Origin of the sequence: Thioclava sp. F36-7 (assembly GCF_002020075.1) — a bacterium.
GTDB classification, from domain to species: domain Bacteria; phylum Pseudomonadota; class Alphaproteobacteria; order Rhodobacterales; family Rhodobacteraceae; genus Thioclava; species Thioclava sediminum.
The window spans coordinates 122,391-141,554 of the sequence record NZ_MPZR01000004.1; the positions used below are offsets into that span (position 1 = coordinate 122,391).

General features: G+C 60.7%; 21 protein-coding genes. 11 read left to right on the forward strand and 10 right to left on the reverse strand.

Annotated features, from left to right (window positions below):
* Positions 1-55: 55 nt before the first annotated feature.
* Positions 56-604 (reverse strand): nucleotide exchange factor GrpE, encoded by a 549-nt coding sequence (locus BMI89_RS08555; RefSeq protein WP_078522675.1) that lies wholly within the window; start codon positions 602-604, stop codon positions 56-58.
* 5 nt (positions 605-609) lie between these two features.
* Complete coding sequence (gene hrcA, locus BMI89_RS08560) at positions 610-1,671, reverse strand: heat-inducible transcriptional repressor HrcA (protein WP_078570602.1); 1,062 nt, start codon at positions 1,669-1,671, stop codon at positions 610-612.
* A 118-nt stretch (positions 1,672-1,789) separates the two neighbouring features.
* On the opposite strand from hrcA, the gene rph reads away from it, so the two are divergent.
* The 4 genes from rph to BMI89_RS08580 are packed head-to-tail and all read left to right on the forward strand — an operon-like array spanning position 1,790 to position 4,618.
* Complete coding sequence (gene rph / locus BMI89_RS08565; RefSeq protein ID WP_078570603.1) at positions 1,790-2,503, forward strand: ribonuclease PH; 714 nt, start codon at positions 1,790-1,792, stop codon at positions 2,501-2,503.
* Positions 2,500-3,111 carry an RdgB/HAM1 family non-canonical purine NTP pyrophosphatase gene (gene rdgB, locus BMI89_RS08570; protein ID WP_078570604.1) on the forward strand — a complete coding sequence of 204 codons (612 nt, stop codon included), beginning with the start codon at positions 2,500-2,502 and terminating at the stop codon, positions 3,109-3,111. The genes rph and rdgB overlap by 4 nt, the downstream gene beginning before the upstream one ends.
* Entirely contained in the window at positions 3,108-4,265 is a 1,158-nt protein-coding gene (gene hemW, locus BMI89_RS08575; protein WP_078570605.1) for a radical SAM family heme chaperone HemW, read from the forward strand. The genes rdgB and hemW overlap by 4 nt, the downstream gene beginning before the upstream one ends.
* Entirely contained in the window at positions 4,265-4,618 is a 354-nt protein-coding gene (locus BMI89_RS08580; RefSeq protein WP_078570606.1) for a YbaN family protein, read from the forward strand. Before hemW ends, BMI89_RS08580 begins: the two co-directional genes overlap by 1 nt.
* On the opposite strand, the gene BMI89_RS08585 is transcribed toward BMI89_RS08580, so the two are convergent.
* The 7 genes from BMI89_RS08585 to BMI89_RS08615 all read right to left on the reverse strand — a co-directional run bounded on the left by BMI89_RS08585 (position 4,619) and on the right by BMI89_RS08615 (position 11,997).
* Entirely contained in the window at positions 4,619-5,500 is an 882-nt protein-coding gene (locus BMI89_RS08585; protein ID WP_078570607.1) for a ParB/RepB/Spo0J family partition protein, read from the reverse strand.
* A gap of 2 nt (positions 5,501-5,502) precedes the next feature.
* Positions 5,503-6,315 (reverse strand): AAA family ATPase, encoded by an 813-nt coding sequence (locus BMI89_RS08590; protein WP_078522668.1) that lies wholly within the window; start codon positions 6,313-6,315, stop codon positions 5,503-5,505.
* Complete coding sequence (gene rsmG / locus BMI89_RS08595) at positions 6,308-6,937, reverse strand: 16S rRNA (guanine(527)-N(7))-methyltransferase RsmG (protein ID WP_078570608.1); 630 nt, start codon at positions 6,935-6,937, stop codon at positions 6,308-6,310. Before rsmG ends, BMI89_RS08590 begins: the two co-directional genes overlap by 8 nt.
* Positions 6,934-8,796, reverse strand: a complete 1,863-nt coding sequence (gene mnmG, locus BMI89_RS08600) for a tRNA uridine-5-carboxymethylaminomethyl(34) synthesis enzyme MnmG (protein WP_078570830.1) — start codon at positions 8,794-8,796, stop codon at positions 6,934-6,936. The genes rsmG and mnmG overlap by 4 nt, the downstream gene beginning before the upstream one ends.
* A gap of 12 nt (positions 8,797-8,808) precedes the next feature.
* Positions 8,809-10,092 carry a tRNA uridine-5-carboxymethylaminomethyl(34) synthesis GTPase MnmE gene (mnmE, locus tag BMI89_RS08605; RefSeq protein ID WP_078570609.1) on the reverse strand — a complete coding sequence of 428 codons (1,284 nt, stop codon included), beginning with the start codon at positions 10,090-10,092 and terminating at the stop codon, positions 8,809-8,811.
* Positions 10,093-10,126: 34 nt separating this feature from the next.
* Entirely contained in the window at positions 10,127-11,398 is a 1,272-nt protein-coding gene (gene rho / locus BMI89_RS08610) for a transcription termination factor Rho (protein WP_078522665.1), read from the reverse strand.
* A gap of 134 nt (positions 11,399-11,532) precedes the next feature.
* Positions 11,533-11,997 carry a CopD family protein gene (locus BMI89_RS08615; protein WP_078541497.1) on the reverse strand — a complete coding sequence of 155 codons (465 nt, stop codon included), beginning with the start codon at positions 11,995-11,997 and terminating at the stop codon, positions 11,533-11,535.
* A gap of 356 nt (positions 11,998-12,353) precedes the next feature.
* Here BMI89_RS08615 and BMI89_RS08620 point away from each other — a divergent pair, with 356 nt between their 5' ends.
* From BMI89_RS08620 to nadC, 7 genes are all read left to right on the forward strand, one after another.
* Positions 12,354-12,995, forward strand: a complete 642-nt coding sequence (locus BMI89_RS08620; protein WP_246831997.1) for a Maf family protein — start codon at positions 12,354-12,356, stop codon at positions 12,993-12,995.
* Positions 12,992-13,831, forward strand: coding sequence for a shikimate dehydrogenase (locus BMI89_RS08625; protein ID WP_078570610.1), 840 nt, complete (start codon positions 12,992-12,994; stop codon positions 13,829-13,831). The genes BMI89_RS08620 and BMI89_RS08625 overlap by 4 nt, the downstream gene beginning before the upstream one ends.
* Complete coding sequence (coaE, locus tag BMI89_RS08630) at positions 13,828-14,427, forward strand: dephospho-CoA kinase (protein WP_078570611.1); 600 nt, start codon at positions 13,828-13,830, stop codon at positions 14,425-14,427. Before BMI89_RS08625 ends, coaE begins: the two co-directional genes overlap by 4 nt.
* A complete protein-coding gene (dnaQ, locus tag BMI89_RS08635; protein ID WP_078541749.1) occupies positions 14,420-15,118 on the forward strand; it encodes a DNA polymerase III subunit epsilon in 699 nt (232 codons plus the stop codon). The genes coaE and dnaQ overlap by 8 nt, the downstream gene beginning before the upstream one ends.
* A 102-nt stretch (positions 15,119-15,220) precedes the next feature.
* Positions 15,221-16,273, forward strand: coding sequence for a quinolinate synthase NadA (gene nadA, locus BMI89_RS08640; protein ID WP_078570612.1), 1,053 nt, complete (start codon positions 15,221-15,223; stop codon positions 16,271-16,273).
* Positions 16,270-17,820, forward strand: coding sequence for an L-aspartate oxidase (locus BMI89_RS08645; RefSeq protein WP_078570613.1), 1,551 nt, complete (start codon positions 16,270-16,272; stop codon positions 17,818-17,820). The genes nadA and BMI89_RS08645 overlap by 4 nt, the downstream gene beginning before the upstream one ends.
* Before the next feature lies 1 nt (position 17,821).
* Positions 17,822-18,658, forward strand: a complete 837-nt coding sequence (gene nadC / locus BMI89_RS08650) for a carboxylating nicotinate-nucleotide diphosphorylase (RefSeq protein WP_078570614.1) — start codon at positions 17,822-17,824, stop codon at positions 18,656-18,658.
* Positions 18,659-18,662: 4 nt separating this feature from the next.
* On the opposite strand, the gene BMI89_RS08655 is transcribed toward nadC, so the two are convergent.
* The gene (locus BMI89_RS08655) at positions 18,663-19,148 is read right to left on the reverse strand and encodes an RNA pyrophosphohydrolase (protein WP_078551016.1); all 486 of its coding nucleotides are present in this window, start codon (positions 19,146-19,148) and stop codon (positions 18,663-18,665) included.
* Positions 19,149-19,164: the final 16 nt, after the last annotated feature.

Genomic DNA, 19,164 nt, shown 5'->3' on the forward strand with positions numbered 1-19,164 from the left:
TCGTTTTGGGGAAAATATCCCGGGGGTCTGGGGGCAGCGCCCCCAGCCTGTCCGATCAGGATTTCGGAGTGGAGCTGACGCCCACTTTCGCCGGCCGCAGAAGCCGGTCGTGGATCATGAAGCCGTTCTCCATGACCTGAATAATGTCGCCGGCCTTCGTGCCGGGCGCCGGCGCTTCGAACATCGCCTCATGCATCTGCGGGTCGAATTTCTCGCCGACCTCGGGCGCCACCGTGGTGATGCCGTGACGGGCGAACACGTTGAGTAATTCGCGCTGGGTCAGCTCGACGCCTTCAAGGAACGGCCCGGCCTGCGAACGCACGTCCTCATTCGCGGCTTCGAGCGCACGCGAGAGCGCGTCGAACACGGGCAGCATGTCGCGCGCCAGACGCGTCCCACCGTAATTCGAGGCTTCCTGACGCTCTTTGTCGGCACGTTTGCGCGCATTCTCGGCATCTGCCAGCGCGCGCATGAATCGGTCGCGATAATCGTCGCGCTCGGCACGCAATGCCTCGAGCTCGTCTTCCTCATGGGACAGCACATCCTCGAAGCTCTCGTCGATATGCGCCTGATCCTCGGCAATCTCGTCTTTTTTCTCGCTCATGCCATTCATCCTTTGCCCTGGCCGGAGATCATCCGCCCGACCAGTTGCGCTGTGTAGTCCACGATCGGCACGATGCGCCCGTAGTTGAGCCGGGTTGGCCCAATCACGCCCACCGCACCAATGATCTTTCGGTCAGCGTTCATATATGGAGAGACAACCAAAGAGGAACCCGAAAGAGAGAAAAGTTTGTTCTCAGAGCCAATAAAAATACGCACGCCCTCGCCATCCTCGGCCAGATCGAGGAATTCGGCGATGTCACGCTTCCGCTCGAGATCATCGAAGAGCGAGCGGATCCGGTCGAGGTCGTCTTCTGAGCCCAAAAGATTGGCACGACCGCGCACGATCAGCCTCTCATAGCGCTCGCCTTTGTTCTCCCAGGCTGCCAACCCGCTGTCGATCAGTTCGGTCGCGAGCGAATCGATTTCGGTGCGGTGATTTGCGATTTCGCGGGCGATGTGACCGCGCAGTTCCGACAGCGTTTTCCCCTCCGCCATCGCGTTGAGGAAATTCGCGGCCTCCCGCATCGAGGACGGCGTCTGACCCAGCGGTGGCGTGAAGACGCGGTTCTCCACCTGACCGTCAGCGAAAACGAGCACCACCAGCGCCCGGTCGGGCGAGAGCGAGACGAATTCGATATGCCGGATCGGGGCTTCGTGTTTCGGCGTCAGCACGAGGCTCGCGCCCTGCGTCATCCCCGAAAGCGCGCTCGAAACCCGGTCCAACAAAGACCCTACATCGCCTGAATTCGCGCCCATCGTGGCATCGAGCGCCGCACGGTCCTCGTCGCCGAGATGGTTCACCTCCATCACCCCATCGACGAACAGCCGCAGACCCGTCTGGGTCGGAACACGTCCGGCGGAGACATGGGGGCTGTCCAGAAGCCCGAGATATTCGAGATCCTGCATCACGTTGCGGATCGTCGCCGCGGACAGCTTCTCGTTCATCTCTCGGGTCAGGCTCCGCGAGCCCACGGGACCGCCAGTCGTGAGATAGCCTTCGACCACCCGGCGAAACACTTCGCGGGAGCGGTCGTTCAGTTCGGAAAGAATATCGTTCTGGTCACTCATCGCGCTTCATCCCTGCTGACTTAAAGCCGCGCGAAGCCGAAGGTCAATCACGGCACGGGGGTTGCATCGCTGCGCATGGGCGATCAAATGGGGTGAATTCATTAGAAAGGTCCCCACGATGCGCCCATCCGGCAGAGAGTTAAGTGAACTTCGCCCGATTTCAATCGAGACCGGGGTTACGAAACACGCAGAAGGGTCTTGCCTGATCAAAATGGGCGACACCCATGTGCTGTGCACCGCCACGATCGAAGACCGCGCGCCGTCTTTCCTGAAAGGTTCCGGCCTTGGCTGGGTGACGGCAGAATACGGCATGCTGCCGCGCGCGACCAACACGCGTAACCGTCGCGAGGCCGCGGCAGGCAAGCAGGGCGGAAGAACCGTTGAAATTCAACGTCTTATCGGTCGCGCCCTGCGCGCTGGCGTCGATCGTTCGGCGCTTGGCGAACGTCAGATCGTGGTCGATTGCGATGTGATCCAGGCCGATGGCGGCACGCGCTGCGCCTCGATCACCGGCGGTTGGGTCGCGCTGCGTCTCGCCACTAACAAGCTGCTGAAATCGGGCACCTGCACCTCGGATCCGCTGCTCGATCATGTCGCAGCCCTGTCCTGCGGCATTTATGCGGGCCAGCCGGTCGCGGATCTCGACTATGCAGAGGATAGCGAAGCGGGCACTGACGGGAATTTCATCATGACCGGGCGCGGCAAGTTGATCGAAGTGCAGATGTCGGCCGAAGGCGCGACCTTCTCGCGCGAACAGATGGATCGGCTTCTCGATCTGGCCGAGGAAGGCGCTGCGAAGCTTGTCGAAATGCAGAAAGCCGCAGTCGAATGAGAAGCTTCACCGAAAAGAAGCTGCTGGTCGCGACCCATAACGCCGGAAAGCTCGAGGAGATCAAAGCGATCCTCGCGCCTTTCGGCGTCGAGGTCGTCGGCGCGAAGGAGATGAACCTCCCCGAGCCGGAAGAGACCGAGAGCACCTTTGTCGGCAATGCGCGGATCAAAGCCCATGCGGCGGCGAAAGCGAGCGGCCTGCCCGCCTTGGCGGACGATTCCGGCATCGAAGTCGACTGTCTCGACGGTGCGCCGGGCGTTTACACTGCCGATTGGGCGACCACGCCGAACGGGCGCGACTTCACCATGGCGATGGAAAAAACCTGGAAAGCCTGCGACGAGATCGAAGCGGAGCTGCCGCGGACCGCGCGCTTCCGCTCCACCCTAGTTCTCGCCTGGCCCGACGGGCATGACGAGGTGTTCGACGGCCGTGTCGAAGGTCAGCTGGTTTGGCCGATGCGCGGCGCTCTCGGGCATGGTTATGACCCGATGTTCCAGCCCGATGGCTATGACCAGACCTTCGCGGAGATGGATGCCGCGCAAAAGAACGAGATTTCGCACCGTGCGGATGCTTTCCGCAAGTTCGTGACGATTTTCGACGCGCAATGACCGAGGATTGGCGGCACGGAGGGTTCGGCCTCTACCTTCACTGGCCGTTCTGTGCCGCCAAATGCCCTTATTGCGACTTCAATTCCCATGTCGCGACCGCCATCGACCAGAAACGATGGCTCTCTGCCTATCTCAGCGAACTCGACCGCTATGCGGCGCAGACGGAAGGCCGGATTCTGAACACGGTTTTCTTCGGCGGCGGCACACCCTCTCTGATGGATCCCGAGATCGTCGCCGCAATCATCGAGCGCATCCGCAGAAACTGGCAAACCAGCAACGATTTCGAGATCACCCTCGAAGCGAACCCCACAAGTATCGAATCCAGGCGGTTTAGAGCCTTTTCCGAGGCTGGCGTGAACCGCGTCTCCATGGGGATGCAGGCGCTGAATGACGAAGATCTCCGTCGTCTGGGCCGGATGCACTCAGTCGCGGAAGGCCAGAAAGCCTTCGACATCGCGCGCAAGCAATTCGAGCGTGTGAGCTTCGATCTGATCTACGCGCGCCAACACCAGACGATCGAAGATTGGAAAGCAGAGCTGGACGAGGCGCTGGAAATGGCGGTCGACCACCTCTCGCTCTATCAGCTGACCATCGAACCCGGCACGGCTTTCGGCGCGCGGCACGACGCCGGCAAGCTGCGCGGCATTCCTGAGGACGATATCTCCGCCGAGATGTATTTCGCGACGCAGGAAATCTGCGAAAAGCACGGCCTGCCCGCCTATGAGATCTCGAATCACGCGCGCCCGGGCGCCGAGAGCCGCCACAACCTGATTTATTGGCGTTATGGCGACTATATCGGCATCGGTCCCGGCGCACATGGGCGCCTTACCGAAGGCGGTGTCCGTCACGCTACCGATACGCTCAAACAGCCCGGCGCCTGGCTTGCGCAGGTGGAAAAAACCGGTGCCGGAGAGAATGAACGCGCCGCCCTGCCCCGCGAAGAGCAGGCAATCGAATATCTTCTGTTCGCGCTGCGCCTGTCCGAAGGGCTCGTGATGGAACGGTTCAACACGATCTCGCGTTCACCGCTCGATGAGGCGACAATGCGCCATCTTGAGGATATCGGCGTGGTTGAGAGAGAGAACGGATTTCTGCGCGCGACGGATCGAGGCCGCCCGGTCTTGAACGCCATCATTCGCGATCTCATCCCCTGATGCGCATCCTCTGGCTCACGCTTGGCATTATTTCGGCCGGAATCGGGATCATCGGGCTGTTTCTGCCGCTCGTCCCGACCGTTCCGTTGATGCTTCTGGCGACGTTTTGCTTCGCAAGATCCTCTGATCGCCTGCACAACTGGATCATCACCCATCCGCGCTTTGGACCGCAGATCATCGACTGGCAAGAACGCCGCGCCATCGCGAAACGCGCAAAAATCGCGGCAACAGTGTCTGTTTTCGCGGCTTTCGGCCTGTCTTTGGTCTTCCGGTTACCGGTCGAAATTTTGGCGCTTCAGGGGATCACCCTGCTCGGCGTCCTGATTTTCATCTGGACGCGCCCGAATAGCTGATCAGCCGTTGCTGAGCATCTGGCAAAGCTTGTCGAGCTCCTCCAGATCGTCGTAAGCAATCGTAATCTTGCCGCTGCCGCTGCTGGTATGATCGATCGCAACCTTCATCCCGATCGTCGCGGACAAATCGCCCTCGAGCGCCCGCGTGTCAGCGTCTTTCTGGGGTTTCGGACGCGCTTTGCGTTCTTCCCCGCCCTGCTGTTTCTTCGCAAGTTTCTCGACATCGCGCACCGAAAGCGTCTTCGCAACGGCCTGTTTCGCCAGGCTGATCGGATCTTCAGCGGTGATCATCGCCCGCGCATGACCGGCAGACAGCTTGCCCTCGCGCAGATAGACCTGAACTTCTTCGGGCAGCTGCAGCAGACGCATCAGATTCGCGATGTGGCTACGGCTTTTCGACAGCGCCTCGGCCAGTTTTTCCTGCGTATGCCCGAAGCGGCTCATCAACTGCTTATACGCAAGCGCCTCTTCGAGCGCATTGAGGTCGGCGCGCTGAATATTCTCGATGATCGCGACTTCCAGAACTTCCGTGTCATTGAATTCGCGAATGATGACCGGAAGCTGGTGCAGCTTGGCCATCTGCGACGCGCGCCACCGGCGTTCACCGGCCACAATCTCGTAATGACCGGGCTTCGTCGGATGTTTGCGCACGATAAGCGGCTGAATCACACCCTTCTCGCGGATCGAAGACGCCAGTTCTTCCAAAGCGGCCGGCTCGAAATCGCGACGCGGCTGATCGGGGTTCGGCTCGATCTTCTCGACCGGGACATATTGCTCCGGGCGACGCGGAGACGTCGTCGTCTCGGTCGGATTCAAATCAACATCCGCCATCAAAGCCGACAAACCACGCCCCAATCCACGCTTTTCGCGTTCTTTCGCCATTCTCACACCGCCTTTGCCAGTTCATGCCGCGACATCAATTCGCTGGCGAGATTCCGATAGGCCAACGCCCCGCGCGAACTGCTGTCGTAGCTGAGCACCGGCATCGCATAGGACGGCGCCTCGGATACCCGCACATTCCTCGGGATCATCGTTCGGAACACCAGCTCGCCCAGAGTCGCGCGCGCATCCGCCTCCACCTGCTGCGAGAGATTGTTCCGCACGTCATACATCGTGAGAACGACCCCCTCGATTCGCAGGTTACGATTCGCGCTCAGGCGGATCTCCCGGATCGTCAGCATCAGCTGCGAAAGTCCTTCGAGCGCGAAGAATTCCGCCTGCAGCGGCACTAGGACCGAATGCGACGCAACCATTGCGTTGATCGTCAGAAGGCTCAACGAAGGTGGGCAGTCGATCAAGATATAGTCGAAGCCATAGCTATCAACATCTGGATGTCGTAGCGCGTCATGCAGAAGGAAGCTGCGCTTTTCGGTCGAGACAAGCTCCATATCCGCCGAGGACAGGTCCGTCGTCGCCGGGCAGAGGTAAAGACCGTCGATTTCGGTCTTGTGCAAAACCGAGGAAACTGGCGCGTCTTCGATCAGCAGATCGTAGGTCGTCAGCTCGCGATCATCGGGCTCAATCCCCAGACCGGTCGACGCATTCCCCTGCGGATCGAGATCGATCAAAAGAACCTTACGCCCGGCTTCTACCAGCCCTGCAGCGAGGTTGATCGCCGTCGTCGTCTTCCCCACGCCGCCTTTCTGGTTCGCAATCGCAATGATTTTCGGTTCATTTGCGCGAATTGGATCAGACACGCTCGGCTCCGTGGATTTTCAGGACAACACTGTTTGGATCGCTGAGGCTTTCGATCGCCCCGTAGTCAAAGGACCAGCTTTCCTGCGCCTGCGCAAGTTCTTCCTGCCAGCGCGCGCCTTTCGGGAAGATAGCGATGCCGGAGGGCTTCAGATGCCGGGCGGTGAATTCCAGTAGTTTCGGTAGGTTTGCGAGGGCCCGGGCGGAGACGACATCGGCCTTCAGCGGGGCGATCTCTTCGATTCGTTGCGCAAGAGCGCGGATATTGAGCGACAGCTCCCGTGTGACCGTCGAGAGAAAGGCCGATTTTCGTAGATCCGATTCGACCAAAATGACTTGGCGTTCTGGCGCCTTTTCCGCCGACAGAATCGCAATCACCAAACCCGGAAAGCCGCCCCCTGCCCCGAAATCCGCCCAAATCCGCGCATCTTCGGGCGCCATCGCGAATATTTGTGCCGAATCGAGGAAGTGGCGCGACCACATATCCTCCAAGGTCGACTTCGCGACGAGGTTAATCGCGGGATTCCACTTCTTGAGCAACGCCTCGTAAGAAAACAGCTTATCCAATGTTTCACGTGAAACATCGAATCGTGCAGCGAAATCCTCAGCCTCAGGCGTCGTCATGCCGAGCGTGCCCGCTTTGATTGCCGTAGTCGCGCCAAGATCAACGTAAGTGCCGCGGGCGTGACGCCATCGACTCGTCCTGCCTGCCCCAAAGTTTTCGGCATCGCGCGCTTAAGCTTACCCTTCAACTCGTTCGAGAGCCCCTGCAGAGAATCGAAATCGAAATCTTCGGGAATTTTCCAGCCCTCATCGCGCTTAAGGGAAGCCGCGTCGACCTCCTGACGCGCAACGTAATTCGCATAGAGCGCATCGATCGACAGCTGCCGCGCCGTCTCATCGGAGAGATCCTGCAATTCCGGCAGCGCCTCTTGCAGCGCGGGCATCGTGATATCGGGGAAAGACAAAAGATCGAAAGCAGTTCGCCGCGTCCCGTCCTCGTTCACCTTAAAGCCCTTCGCCTTGGCTTCCTTGGGCGTCAGCGAGATCGACTGCAGCAACTCCCGACCTGCCGTCAGATCGGCGGATTTCTCTTCAAACAGAACCCGGCGCGCCTCGCCAACGCAGCCGATCTCGATCCCCATCCCCGTCAGGCGCTGGTCGGCATTATCGGCCCGCAGAGACAGACGGAACTCGGCCCGCGAGGTAAACATGCGGTAAGGCTCCGTTACCCCGCGCGACGTCAGATCGTCGATCATCACACCGATATAGCTCGACGTTCGGCTGAAATGCACCGGCGCGCCCGCCTTCGCAGAGGATGCCGCATTCAAACCAGCGACGAGACCCTGAGCTGCGGCCTCCTCATATCCTGTGGTCCCGTTGATCTGACCCGCAAGATATAGGCCAGGGACGGCACGCAACTGCAGCGTCGCGTCCAGCGCACGCGGATCGACATAGTCATATTCGATCGCGTAACCGGGCTGCAGGATCTTCGCCTCTTCCAACCCGAAAATCGAATGGACGTAATCTTCCTGAACATCCACCGGCAGCGAGGTGGAAATCCCGTTCGGATAGACCGTGTCGTCGTCCAGGCCTTCTGGCTCAAGGAAAATCTGATGCGAGTCCTTATCCGCGAAGCGCACGACCTTGTCTTCGATCGACGGGCAATAGCGGGGCCCCACCCCCGAAATATGACCGCCATACATCGCGGAGCGGTCAAGGTTGCTCCGGATGATGTCATGCGTCCGCCCATTCGTATGGGTAATCCCGCACGAAATCTGCCGGACCTCGGGACTCCGGTTCAGGAAGGAAAACATCACCGGGTCGTCATCACCGGGCTGACTCTCCAGTTTATCCCAGGCAATCGTCTTCCCATCCAACCGCGGCGGTGTGCCGGTTTTAAGACGGCCCATGGGCAGATCCATCGCGTAAAGCCGCTCGGCCAATGCGCGCGAGGGCCGATCCCCAATGCGTCCACCCGGACGCTGCTGGTCGCCGATATGGATCACGCCATTCAGGAAAGTCCCCGAAGTCAGGATCGCCGACTGACAGCTCAGCATCACACCATCTGCCAGCACCACGCCGGTGACCCGACCGCCTTCGACGCGAAGATCGGTCACCTCGCCCTCGACCACTTCGAGGTTCGGCTGCGCCGCGGTCATACGCTGGGCGGCCTCGCGGTAGAGTTTACGATCCGCCTGAGCGCGCGGGCCTTGCACGGCGGGGCCTTTACGTCGGTTAAGAAGGCGGAGCTGGATACCGGCAGCGTCGGCCAGCCGGCCCATCACACCGTCCAGCGCATCGATCTCACGGACCAGGTGGCCTTTACCAAGCCCGCCGATCGCCGGGTTGCACGACATCACCCCGATCGCATCGGCGCGAAGCGTCACCAAAGCCACCTGCGCACCCATCCGGGCCGCCGCGTGGGCTGCCTCGGTTCCGGCGTGCCCGCCTCCGATCACGATGACGTCGTAATGTTTCACGTGAAACACTCCTTACTTTCCGATGCAGAAGCTCGAGAAAATTTCGTCCAACAGGTTCTCGACATCCACCCGACCGAGCAACGCTTCCAGCGCCCAAGCCGCCTGGCGCAGTGATTCCGCTGCCAGCTCGCTTCGGTCGGACCCGCGCAATACCTCATCTCGCGCCGATTCCAAAGCCCCGAATGCGCGCTGCATCGCAACCCTGTGCCGTTCGCGCGTCATTACGCCGGCGCCTTCGCCAAGCCCGGACAGACGTTCTTCGATCGCAGCGAGCAATTCGCCAAGCCCTTCGCCCGTTTTCCCGGAGACGTTCAACCCATCATGCGCAGCGATATCGGCTTTGCCATGCACCACAAGATCGCCCGGCTCCGGTGCGATCAGCGGGACTTCCTCGCCGTCGAGCAGGAAAACACGCAGATCGGATTGTCGCGCGCGGTCCAGTGCCCGTTCCACCCCGATCGCTTCCACGACATCGTCGGTTTCGCGCAGCCCAGCGGTATCAAGCAAGGTCACCGCCTGCCCGCCAATCTCCATCCGCACCTCGATGACGTCGCGCGTCGTGCCTGCGAATTCGGAGGTGATCGCCGCTTCGCGCCCCGCCAGCGCGTTAAGCAAGGTTGATTTCCCGGCATTCGGCCGCCCGACAATCGCGACCTCGAACCCCTCGCGAATACGCTCCGCCGCACCAAGACGACGTAATTCATCGCGAATTCCGGCGCTGACCGCGTCGATCAGCTCCAGTACCTCGGGCGAAACATCTACCGGAACTTCCTCATCCGCGAAATCGATCGTGGCTTCGATCAACGCCCCTGCCCGGATCAGCTTTGCGCGCCAATCCTCGACCAGAGCCCCAACTGCGCCTGACAAAACCTTCAATGCCTGCTTACGCTGCGCCTCGGTTTCCGCCTCGATCAGATCGGAAAGCCCTTCGACCTGCGCCAGATCGAGCCGTTCGTTTTCCAACGCCCGCCGGGTGAATTCACCAGGTTCTGCAAGCCGCAACCCGTCGATCTGCCCAAGGGCGCGCAACACGGCGGACACCGTCGCAATCGCGCCGTGGATATGCAGTTCCGCGACCTCTTCGCCGGTGAAGCTGGCGCCGCGCTCGAAACACAGCACCACTGCCTCGTCGAGTTCCTCACCCGCGAGCCGCAACCGCCGCAGCCCTGCGACGCGCGGCTCCGGCAGGGTCCCTGCCAAGTTCCGCGCCGCCTGCCACGCCAGCGGTCCTGAAATACGAATGACGGCCACGCCCGCTTTTCCGCGGGCCGTGGCCAGAGCATAGATCGTGTCCATAGCAATCCTCTTCCCTGCGGAAGATAGGACGGCCTCAGCCGTTCATCGAGTCGAAGAATTCCGAGTTCGTCTTGGTCTGCTTGAGCTTCGAAATCAGGAACTCGATCGCATCGGTCGTGCCCATCGGGTTCAGGATGCGGCGCAGAAGGTAGGTTTTCTGCAGATCCTTCTGATCGACGAGCAGTTCCTCTTTCCGGGTACCGGATTTGAGGATGTCCATCGCCGGGAAGACGCGCTTGTCCGCGACCTTGCGGTCCAGCACGATTTCCGAGTTACCGGTGCCCTTGAATTCTTCGAAGATGACCTCGTCCATCCGCGAGCCCGTATCGATCAGCGCGGTCGCGATGATGGTCAGCGAGCCGCCCTCTTCGATGTTCCGCGCAGCACCGAAGAAGCGCTTCGGACGCTGCAGCGCGTTCGCGTCGACACCACCAGTCAGCACCTTGCCCGAGCTCGGAACGACGGTGTTGAAGGCGCGGCCCAGACGGGTGATCGAGTCCAGCAAAATAACGACATCGCGCTTATGCTCGACCAGGCGCTTGGCCTTTTCGATAACCATATCGGAGACCGCGACGTGACGCGTTGCCGGTTCGTCGAAAGTCGAGGACACGACCTCCCCCTTCACCGAGCGCTGCATGTCGGTCACTTCTTCCGGACGTTCGTCAATCAGCAGCACGATCAGGTAACATTCCGGATGGTTCTGCTCGATCGAGGTCGCTATGTTCTGCAGCAGCACCGTCTTACCGGTCCGCGGCGGCGCCACGATCAGCGAACGCTGACCCTTACCGATCGGCGCAACGAGGTCGATGATCCGGGCCGAGCGATCCTTGATCGTCGGATCCTCGATTTCCATCTTCAGACGCTCGTCAGGATAGAGCGGCGTGAGGTTATCGAAAGCGACCTTGTGGCGCGCTTTCTCCGGCTCCTCGAAGTTGATCCGCTCAACCTTCGTTAACGCGAAATACCGCTCGTTCTCGCCGGGGGCGCGGATCACGCCTTCGACGGTGTCGCCGGTACGCAGGCTGTGCTGGCGGATCATGTCGGGCGAGACGTAGATATCGTCGGGACCCGGCAGATAGTTCGCTTCGGTCGAGCGCAGGAAGCCGAAGCCGTCCTGCAGCACTTCCAGCACGCCATCGCCGCCGATGACCCAGTCATCCTCGGCATGCTCCTTCAGGATCGAGAACATCATCTCGCCCTTGCGCATTGTCGAGGCGTTTTCGATCTCCCATTCTTCGGCCAGCGCCAGAAGTTCCTTCGGGCTCTTGGCTTTCAAATCGGAGAGATTGAGGCGTTCATCGCTCATCGGATCACCTGCAGCTGGCGCCTCACCAGAGCGGTGGACGCGAAAATTCGTCATGAATCAGAAAAACCGGTCGACCAGGACGGCCGTGGCTTAGCGACGCAGATAAGCGCAAAGCGTCGCTGAGTCAACGAAAGTCAGAATTTCACGATCACCGAGGCGACGATAACGATCATGAAGATCGTCGGGATCTCGTTCATCATCCGGTAGTAACGCCCGCTGCGGTTCGCCCTGCCCTCCGCGAGCGCCTTGCGTTCCTTCGCGCACCACATGTGGAACCAGGTCATGCCGAGAACGGCTGCGGCTTTGGTCCACGGCCAAATGCTCGACCAATCGACGATCCCCGGCGTGAAGACCAGCATCAGGCCGAAGAGCCAGCTCGCGATCATTCCCGGATTCATGATCGCCTTGAGGAGAAGCCGTTCCTGATGCCGGAACAGAAGCTCCTGATCGCTGTCGCGCTCCATGCCCGCCTTGTTCAGCCCCTCGACGTGGTAAACGTAAAGTCGCGGCAAATAGAACAGGGCTGCCATCCAGGTGATGATCGCCATCACGTGCAGTGCTTTGATCCACAAATACCAAGTGCTCAGGAAATCGGTCATCTCGCCTCCGGCTGACAGCTGCCATCATCTTCAAAAAAGATTCTTTAAAGAAAAAGATGATGATGATGTAGGGCCTGTTGATGATGTGGATTAACACTTTATCAAGACTTTCTCCACAGGCGGAAAACATCAGGCGAGCACTAATATTTTACTCGGCTAACGTTTCGTAAAATATTGATATCGCGTGATTCTTTTCCAGAGAGTCACAACGTCACCCTGTGGATAAATCTTGGGAGAAAATTGTGAAATCCCCGGCATGTCCCCAACGGCTCGAATCCGAATTCCACAGGTGGACAAGTTTCGGAAATCTGCCATGAAACGTGCCGATCCGGTGGAGTAATCTGCCGATCCGCGTTATGCCCAATTCGACCCCGAGACTTCTGCGCCCGCTTATCCACAAGTTCATGAACATCCTCCTCGCCTCCGCCTCAGAAATCCGCGCGCAGCTTCTGCGCAACGCCGGCCTGTCCGTGACCGTGCAGCCCGCACGCATCGATGAAGACATGATCCGCCGGAGTTTGGAGGCCGCAGAGGCGAAGCCGCGCGATGTGGCGGACCTGCTTGCCGAGATGAAGGCGGCGAAGCTCTCGGCGCGCCATCCCGGGGAGTTGGTGATCGGCGCGGATCAGGTTCTCGAACTCAAAGGCGCGGTGTTGTCGAAGCCCGAGACGCCGGAAGATGCGAAATCGCAGCTGCGCGCCCTTTCGGGCCAGACCCACAAGCTTCTCTCCGCGATGGTCGCGATCCGGGATGGCGAGCCGCTGTGGCGGCATGTCGGTGAAGTACGCCTGACGATGCATGAACTCTCGGAGCCGTTCATCGACGATTACGTCGCCCGGAACTGGGACAGCATCCGCTGGTCGGTCGGCAGCTACAAACTCGAGGAAGAAGGCGTGCGCCTTTTCTCCCGCGTCCAAGGCGACTATTTTGCCGTCCTGGGCCTTCCCCTGATCGAATTCCTGAACTGGCTTCACGCCCGAGGAGATTTCACGACATGACGGATCATCCGCGCATTCCCCTCGCCGGCGTCATTGGATCGCCGGTCGCGCACTCGCGCTCGCCTCTCCTGTTTCGGACCTGGTTCGCCGAATACGGGATCGACGGGTTCTACATTCCGATGGATGTGGCGCGCGATGATCTGGAAACCGTGCTGCGGACATTGCCGAAAGCGGGGTTCGTCGGCACCAATGTCACCATCCCGCACAAGATCCGCGCGCTTGAGATTGCCGATGTCATTTCCGATCGCGCGGCATTGATCGGGGCCGCGAACACCTTGGTATTCCGTCCTGACGGAAAGATTTATGCCGATAATACAGATGGTTACGGTTTCATCGCTAATCTGCGGCAGAATGCGCCTAACTGGGATCCCAAGTCTGGCCCGGCCGCAGTTCTGGGCGCTGGCGGCGCTGCGCGCGCCATCGTCGCCTCGCTTCTTGAAAGTGGCGCGCCGGAAATTCGTATCTCGAACCGCACCCGGGCCCGCGCAGACGCGCTGCGTCAGGAATTCGGCGCGCGTCTCGTCGTTTACGATTGGGTGCAGGCGGGCAATATGCTCGAAGATGCCGCGACCGTCGTGAACACGACCTCGCTCGGCATGGTCGGCAAATCCGAACTCCGCGTTCCGCTCGATGCGTTGCGGCCAAGCGCGACCTGTTGCGATCTCGTCTACACACCTCTGAAGACGAAATTCCTCGCCGAGGCTGAAGATGTGGGATGCACCGTGGTCGACGGGCTCGGCATGCTTCTGCATCAAGCCGTTCCCGGGTTTGAGCGCTGGTTCGGCCAGCGCCCGGAAGTGACCGAAACAGTCCGCAACGCGGTGCTCGGGGCATGAGCAATCCTTTCCTGCTCGGGCTGACCGGCTCCATCGGGATGGGAAAATCCACGACGGCAGCGATGTTCGCCGAGGCGGGAATTCCCGTGTGGGATGCGGATCAGACGGTGCACGATCTCTACGCGAAGGGTGGTGCGGCCGTTGCGCCGATTGCCGCGGTCTTCCCGTCTGCGGTCAATGATGGAGCGGTGGACCGGGCCGAGCTGAAAAAGCTGCTCGCCAGAGATAAAAAGGCTCTAACCCGCCTTGAATCGATTGTTCATCCGCTGACCACGGCCTCGCGAAGCGACTTCATCGCCGCGCATCCGGAGGCGGATCTGATCCTTCTCGATATCCCGCTTTTGTTCGAGACCGGGGCTGACGCTGCCTGCGATGCAACGCTCGTGGTCACCGCCCCGGCAGAGGTTCAGCGCGCGCGTGTTCTCGAACGGCCGGGCATGACCGAGGCACAGCTTGATTTCATCCTGTCGCGCCAGATGCCAGATGCGGAGAAACGACGTCGCGCTACCTTCGTAATCGAAACCCTCGATCTTGAGCAGACCCGCCAAGATGTGCGAAACCTGATTGCGAAGATCAGGGGTGAGCAAGATGCGTGAAATCGTTCTCGATACCGAAACCACGGGCTTCGAGCCGGGAGAAGGCGACCGGATCGTCGAGATCGGTGCGGTTGAGCTCTTCAACCACATGCCGACCGGTAACACCTATCACCAGTACATTAACCCTGAGCGGTCGATGCCCCAGGAAGCTTTTCAGGTGCACGGGCTGGGCGACGAATTCCTGTCGGATAAACCCAAATTCGCCCAGATCGGCCTCGATTTCCTGAATTTTATCGGGACGGACTCGGTTCTCGTGATCCACAATGCCAAGTTCGACATGAAATTCCTGAATGCCGAGCTTGGCTGGGCCGGAATGCCGCTGATCCCGGATGATCGCGCACTCGATACGCTGGCAATGGCCCGGCGGAGATTTCCGGGCTCGCCCGCGACGCTCGATGCGCTGTGCCGCCGCTTCAGCATCGACAACTCATCGCGGACTCTGCACGGCGCGCTGCTCGATAGTGAAATTCTGGCCGAGGTTTATCTCGAGCTGATCGGTGGTCGGCAGCCGGGCTTCGGGTTGCAACCCGTTGAAACGGGACAGAAACGTCAGGCCGGAGCCAATCAAGACTGGCGTCCTAAGCCTCGCCCCGAGCCCCTGCCCCCGCGCTTGACTGCCGAGGAGGCCGAGGCGCATGCTGCCTTCGTAGCCCAGCTCGGCGAAGCCGCGATCTGGAACCGCTACGACTGAAAACGTCGGGTTTTCTGACATAATAAGCAAGTTTTCCATTTAACCGAGCGTCAACCTCCCTTAAATCGGGGGCTTCTTAGGGAGAGAGCGGGAGGACCGTCCATGCTGGACCTGACCGAAATGCGCGCCACGCTGGCCGAGACGTACGATCTTGCGCCATCCATTGAGTTGGCAGAGGAAATGCGGGACATCCATGCGAAGATGGATCGCGTTATCCCCCTGCCCGATTTCGCGCGCTACGCGCCCTATATCCGCGCGATCAATCGTCTGAAAAAAGAGAAAAACGCGGTCATCCTCGCGCATAACTATATGACGCCGGAAATCTATCATGGCGTGGCAGATGTTGTGGGTGACAGTCTGCAGCTCGCCATCGAGGCCACGAAGGTTCAGGCCGGGACGATCGTCCAATGCGGCGTGCATTTCATGGCCGAGACGTCGAAGATCCTGAACCCCGCCAAGACTGTCCTGATCCCCGATATGAAAGCCGGTTGTTCGCTGGCGGAGTCGATCACCGCCGACGGTATCGCGGAGATGCGCGCCAAATATCCCGGTGCGCCCGTGGTAAGCTACGTTAACACGACCGCCGAGGTGAAAGCGGCGTCCGATATCTGCTGCACCTCGTCCAACGCTGCGCAGATCGTGCGCGCGATGGAGAGCGACACGGTCATCATGACGCCGGACCAGTATCTTGCGCAGAACGTGGCGAACGAAGTGCCCGAGAAGAATGTCGTCTGGTGGGAGGGCTCGTGCATCGTCCACGAGCAGTATACTGCCAAGGATATCAATGACTTCCGCTCGATGCATCCGAATACACGGATCATCGCGCACCCCGAATGCCCGCCCGATGTCGTCGCGGCGTCGGATTTCTCGGGCTCGACCTCGGGCATCATCAACTACGTCGAAACCAACAAGCCGAAAGAGGCGATGTTGGTCACCGAATGCTCGATGGCGTCGAACATCGCCGATGCGTTGCCGGAAGTAGATTTTGTGGGTCCGTGCAATATGTGCCCCTACATGAAGAAGATCACGCTCGAGAAAATCCTGTGGTCGCTGCATACCGGGACCGAGGAAGTGATCGTCGATCCGCAGGTCGCCGAAAAGGCGCGCGTCGCGGTTGAGCGGATGATCGAGCTGTCCCGGACGCTCGCGAAGTGATTGAAACGCGACGGATCATTATCGTCGGCGCCGGTCTGGGGGCGCTTTATGCGGCGCTCAGCCTTGCGCCCCGCCCCGTTCTCATCATCTCGCCGGAAACTCTGGGCGAAGGCGCATCCTCGGCCTGGGCCCAGGGCGGCGTCGCGGCCGCGATGTCGGTTGGCGACACGCCTGCCTCTCACGCACGCGACACAATGATCGCCGGAGCAGGCACTGTTTCACCGCAAATCGCGCATTTGGTGACCGAAGAAGCGCGTCAGCACATCCTTGCATTGACCGAACTCGGCACGCCTTTTGACCGCGATCCGGAGGGTGATTACGTGATGTCGCGCGAGGCGGCGCATAGCCACGCGCGCGTCGTTCGAGTGAAGGGTGATCAGGCCGGGCGCGAGATCATGCAAACGCTTGTCGCCGCAGTTCGGCAGACCCCATCGGTTCAGGTTCTCGAGGGCGTTCTCGCGACGCATCTGGAGACGGAGGACGGGCGCGTCACCGGCGTGTGGATCGAGCGCGCGTTTGAGCCCTCGGGGCCGGTGCTGATCAAAAGCCCGGCGATCCTGCTGGCGGGCGGCGGGTCGGGCGGGCTGTTTGCCGTCACGACGAACCCGCCGCGCATTCGTGGGCAGGTCATTGGGATGGCGGCGCGCGCCGGGGCGCGGATCGCCGATCCGGAATTCGTGCAGTTCCATCCGACTGCGATCGCCAGTGGCGAAGACCCTGCCCCGCTTGCGACCGAGGCGCTGCGCGGTGAAGGCGCAACACTCGTTAACGCGGCTGGCGAACGCTTCATGCTTTCGGTTCATCCCGATGCCGAGCTTGCGCCGCGCGATATCGTGGCCCGGGCGGTGTATCTGGAACGCAAAGCCGGGCGCGAGCCCGCTCTGGACACGCGCGCAGCCCTTGGGGCCGAGGTTCTCACGCGCTTCCCGGCTGTCGCCGAAGCTTGCGAAAGGGCTGGAATAGACCCTGTTTCTGGTGTGATCCCTGTCGCGCCCGCCGCGCATTACCACATGGGCGGGATCGATACCGATACCGAGGGGCGCAGTTCTCTCGATCGGCTTTGGGTCTGTGGCGAGGCGTCGTCGACCGGGCTTCACGGGGCGAACCGTCTGGCGTCGAACGGGTTGTTGGAAGCCTTGGTGTTTGCGCGGATCTGCGCTGTCGGGATCGCCGCGGAGCTTGGGGGGATCCCCGACGTCGAGATGGTTAACCCAGATTTCCCGGAAGGCGATGTCCCGGTGAATGAGCCAGCCGTGCAGGTATTGCGAAAAGCGATGACCGATGGCGTCGGTGTCGTGCGTGATGCGGATGGTTTGAAAGCTGCGCTTCGGGTCATTGCGAAGATCGAGGCGGAGGCTCGCACGGAAACGATGCGGAACATGACCGCCACGGCCACGTTGATTGCTTCGGCGGCCCTTGCGCGCGAAGAAAGCCGCGGGGGGCATTTCCGCTCGGATTTCCCGGAGATGAACCCGAAACTGGCGGAGAGAACGAAAATCACGCTGGAGGAGGCGCTGAACATCCGCGCCGCTGCCTTGGAGGACTGACATGCTGCCCGATTTGCTGATCGAACCGATTGTCCGCGCCGCGCTGGTCGAAGACCTTTCGCCCATGGGCGACGCGACGACCAATGCGGTGATCCCGGCGGGCAAAGCCTACTCGGCGCGGCTGAAAGCGCGCGAAAATGGCGTGGTTTCGGGGATGCAGGTCGCGGCGATGGCGTTTCGGCTGGTCGATCCCACGCTGCGCGTGTCGATCCTGATCGCTGACGGCAAACCGTGCCAGGCTGGCGAGACGTTGCTGACGGTCGACGGATCGGCGGCCTCGATCCTGATGGCGGAGCGCGTCGCGCTGAATTTCGCGGGCCGTCTGAGCGGGATCGCCACGAAAACCTCAGGTTTTGTCGCGAAAACCGAAGGCACCAAGGCGCGCATCACCTGCACGCGGAAAACGACGCCGGGGCTGCGCGTTCTGGAGAAGGCCGCAGTGACCCATGGCGGCGGTTTTAACCATCGTTACGGCCTGTCCGACGCGATCCTGATCAAGGATAACCATATCGCGGCGGCTGGTGGCGTCCGTGCGGTGCTCGAAGCGGCGAAAGCGGCGCGCAGCCACATGATGCGGATCGAGCTGGAAGTCGACACGCTGCGCCAGATGGAAGAAGCGCTGAAAATCGGCGGGGCCGATGTCATCCTGCTCGACAATATGGACAGCGCGGAACTGCGTGCGGCTGTTGCGCTGAATGCGGGCCGCGTGGTTCTGGAAGCCTCGGGGAACATGACGCTCGAGCGGATCGCCGAGGTGGCGGCGACCGGTGTGGATTACATCTCTTCCGGCGCGCTCACCCATTCGGCCCGGACGCTCGATCTGGGCCTCGACTTCTGAGACTTCAGCCGAGATAGTCTCTGAATTCGGCGCGAACGGCCTCATAGACCGAGCGTTTGAAGGGCACGATATTCTCGACCAGTTCGTCGAAGGACATCCATTGCCAGACCGAAAATTCGGGATGGTCAGTCTCGATCTGCACCTGATCGTCGGAACCGAGGAAGCGCATCAGAAACCATTTCTGCTCCTGCCCGCGCCAGCGGCCGTTCCAGATTTTCGGCACGAGATCATGCGGCAGGTCGTAGCGCACCCAATCGGAGGTTTTCGCGACGATTTCGACGAGATCGGGGTTCACCCCGGTCTCTTCTTCCAGCTCGCGCAGTGCGGCTTCTTTCGGTTTCTCGCCTTTGTCGATCCCGCCTTGCGGCATCTGCCAGGCCGGGCCGGGATTGTCGATGCGCTGGCCTGCGAACACGAGGCCAGCGGGGTTCATCAGCACGACGCCGACATTGCGGCGGTAAGGAAGTTTAACGATCTCTTCGGGGGTCATATGAAAAAGGGGCCCG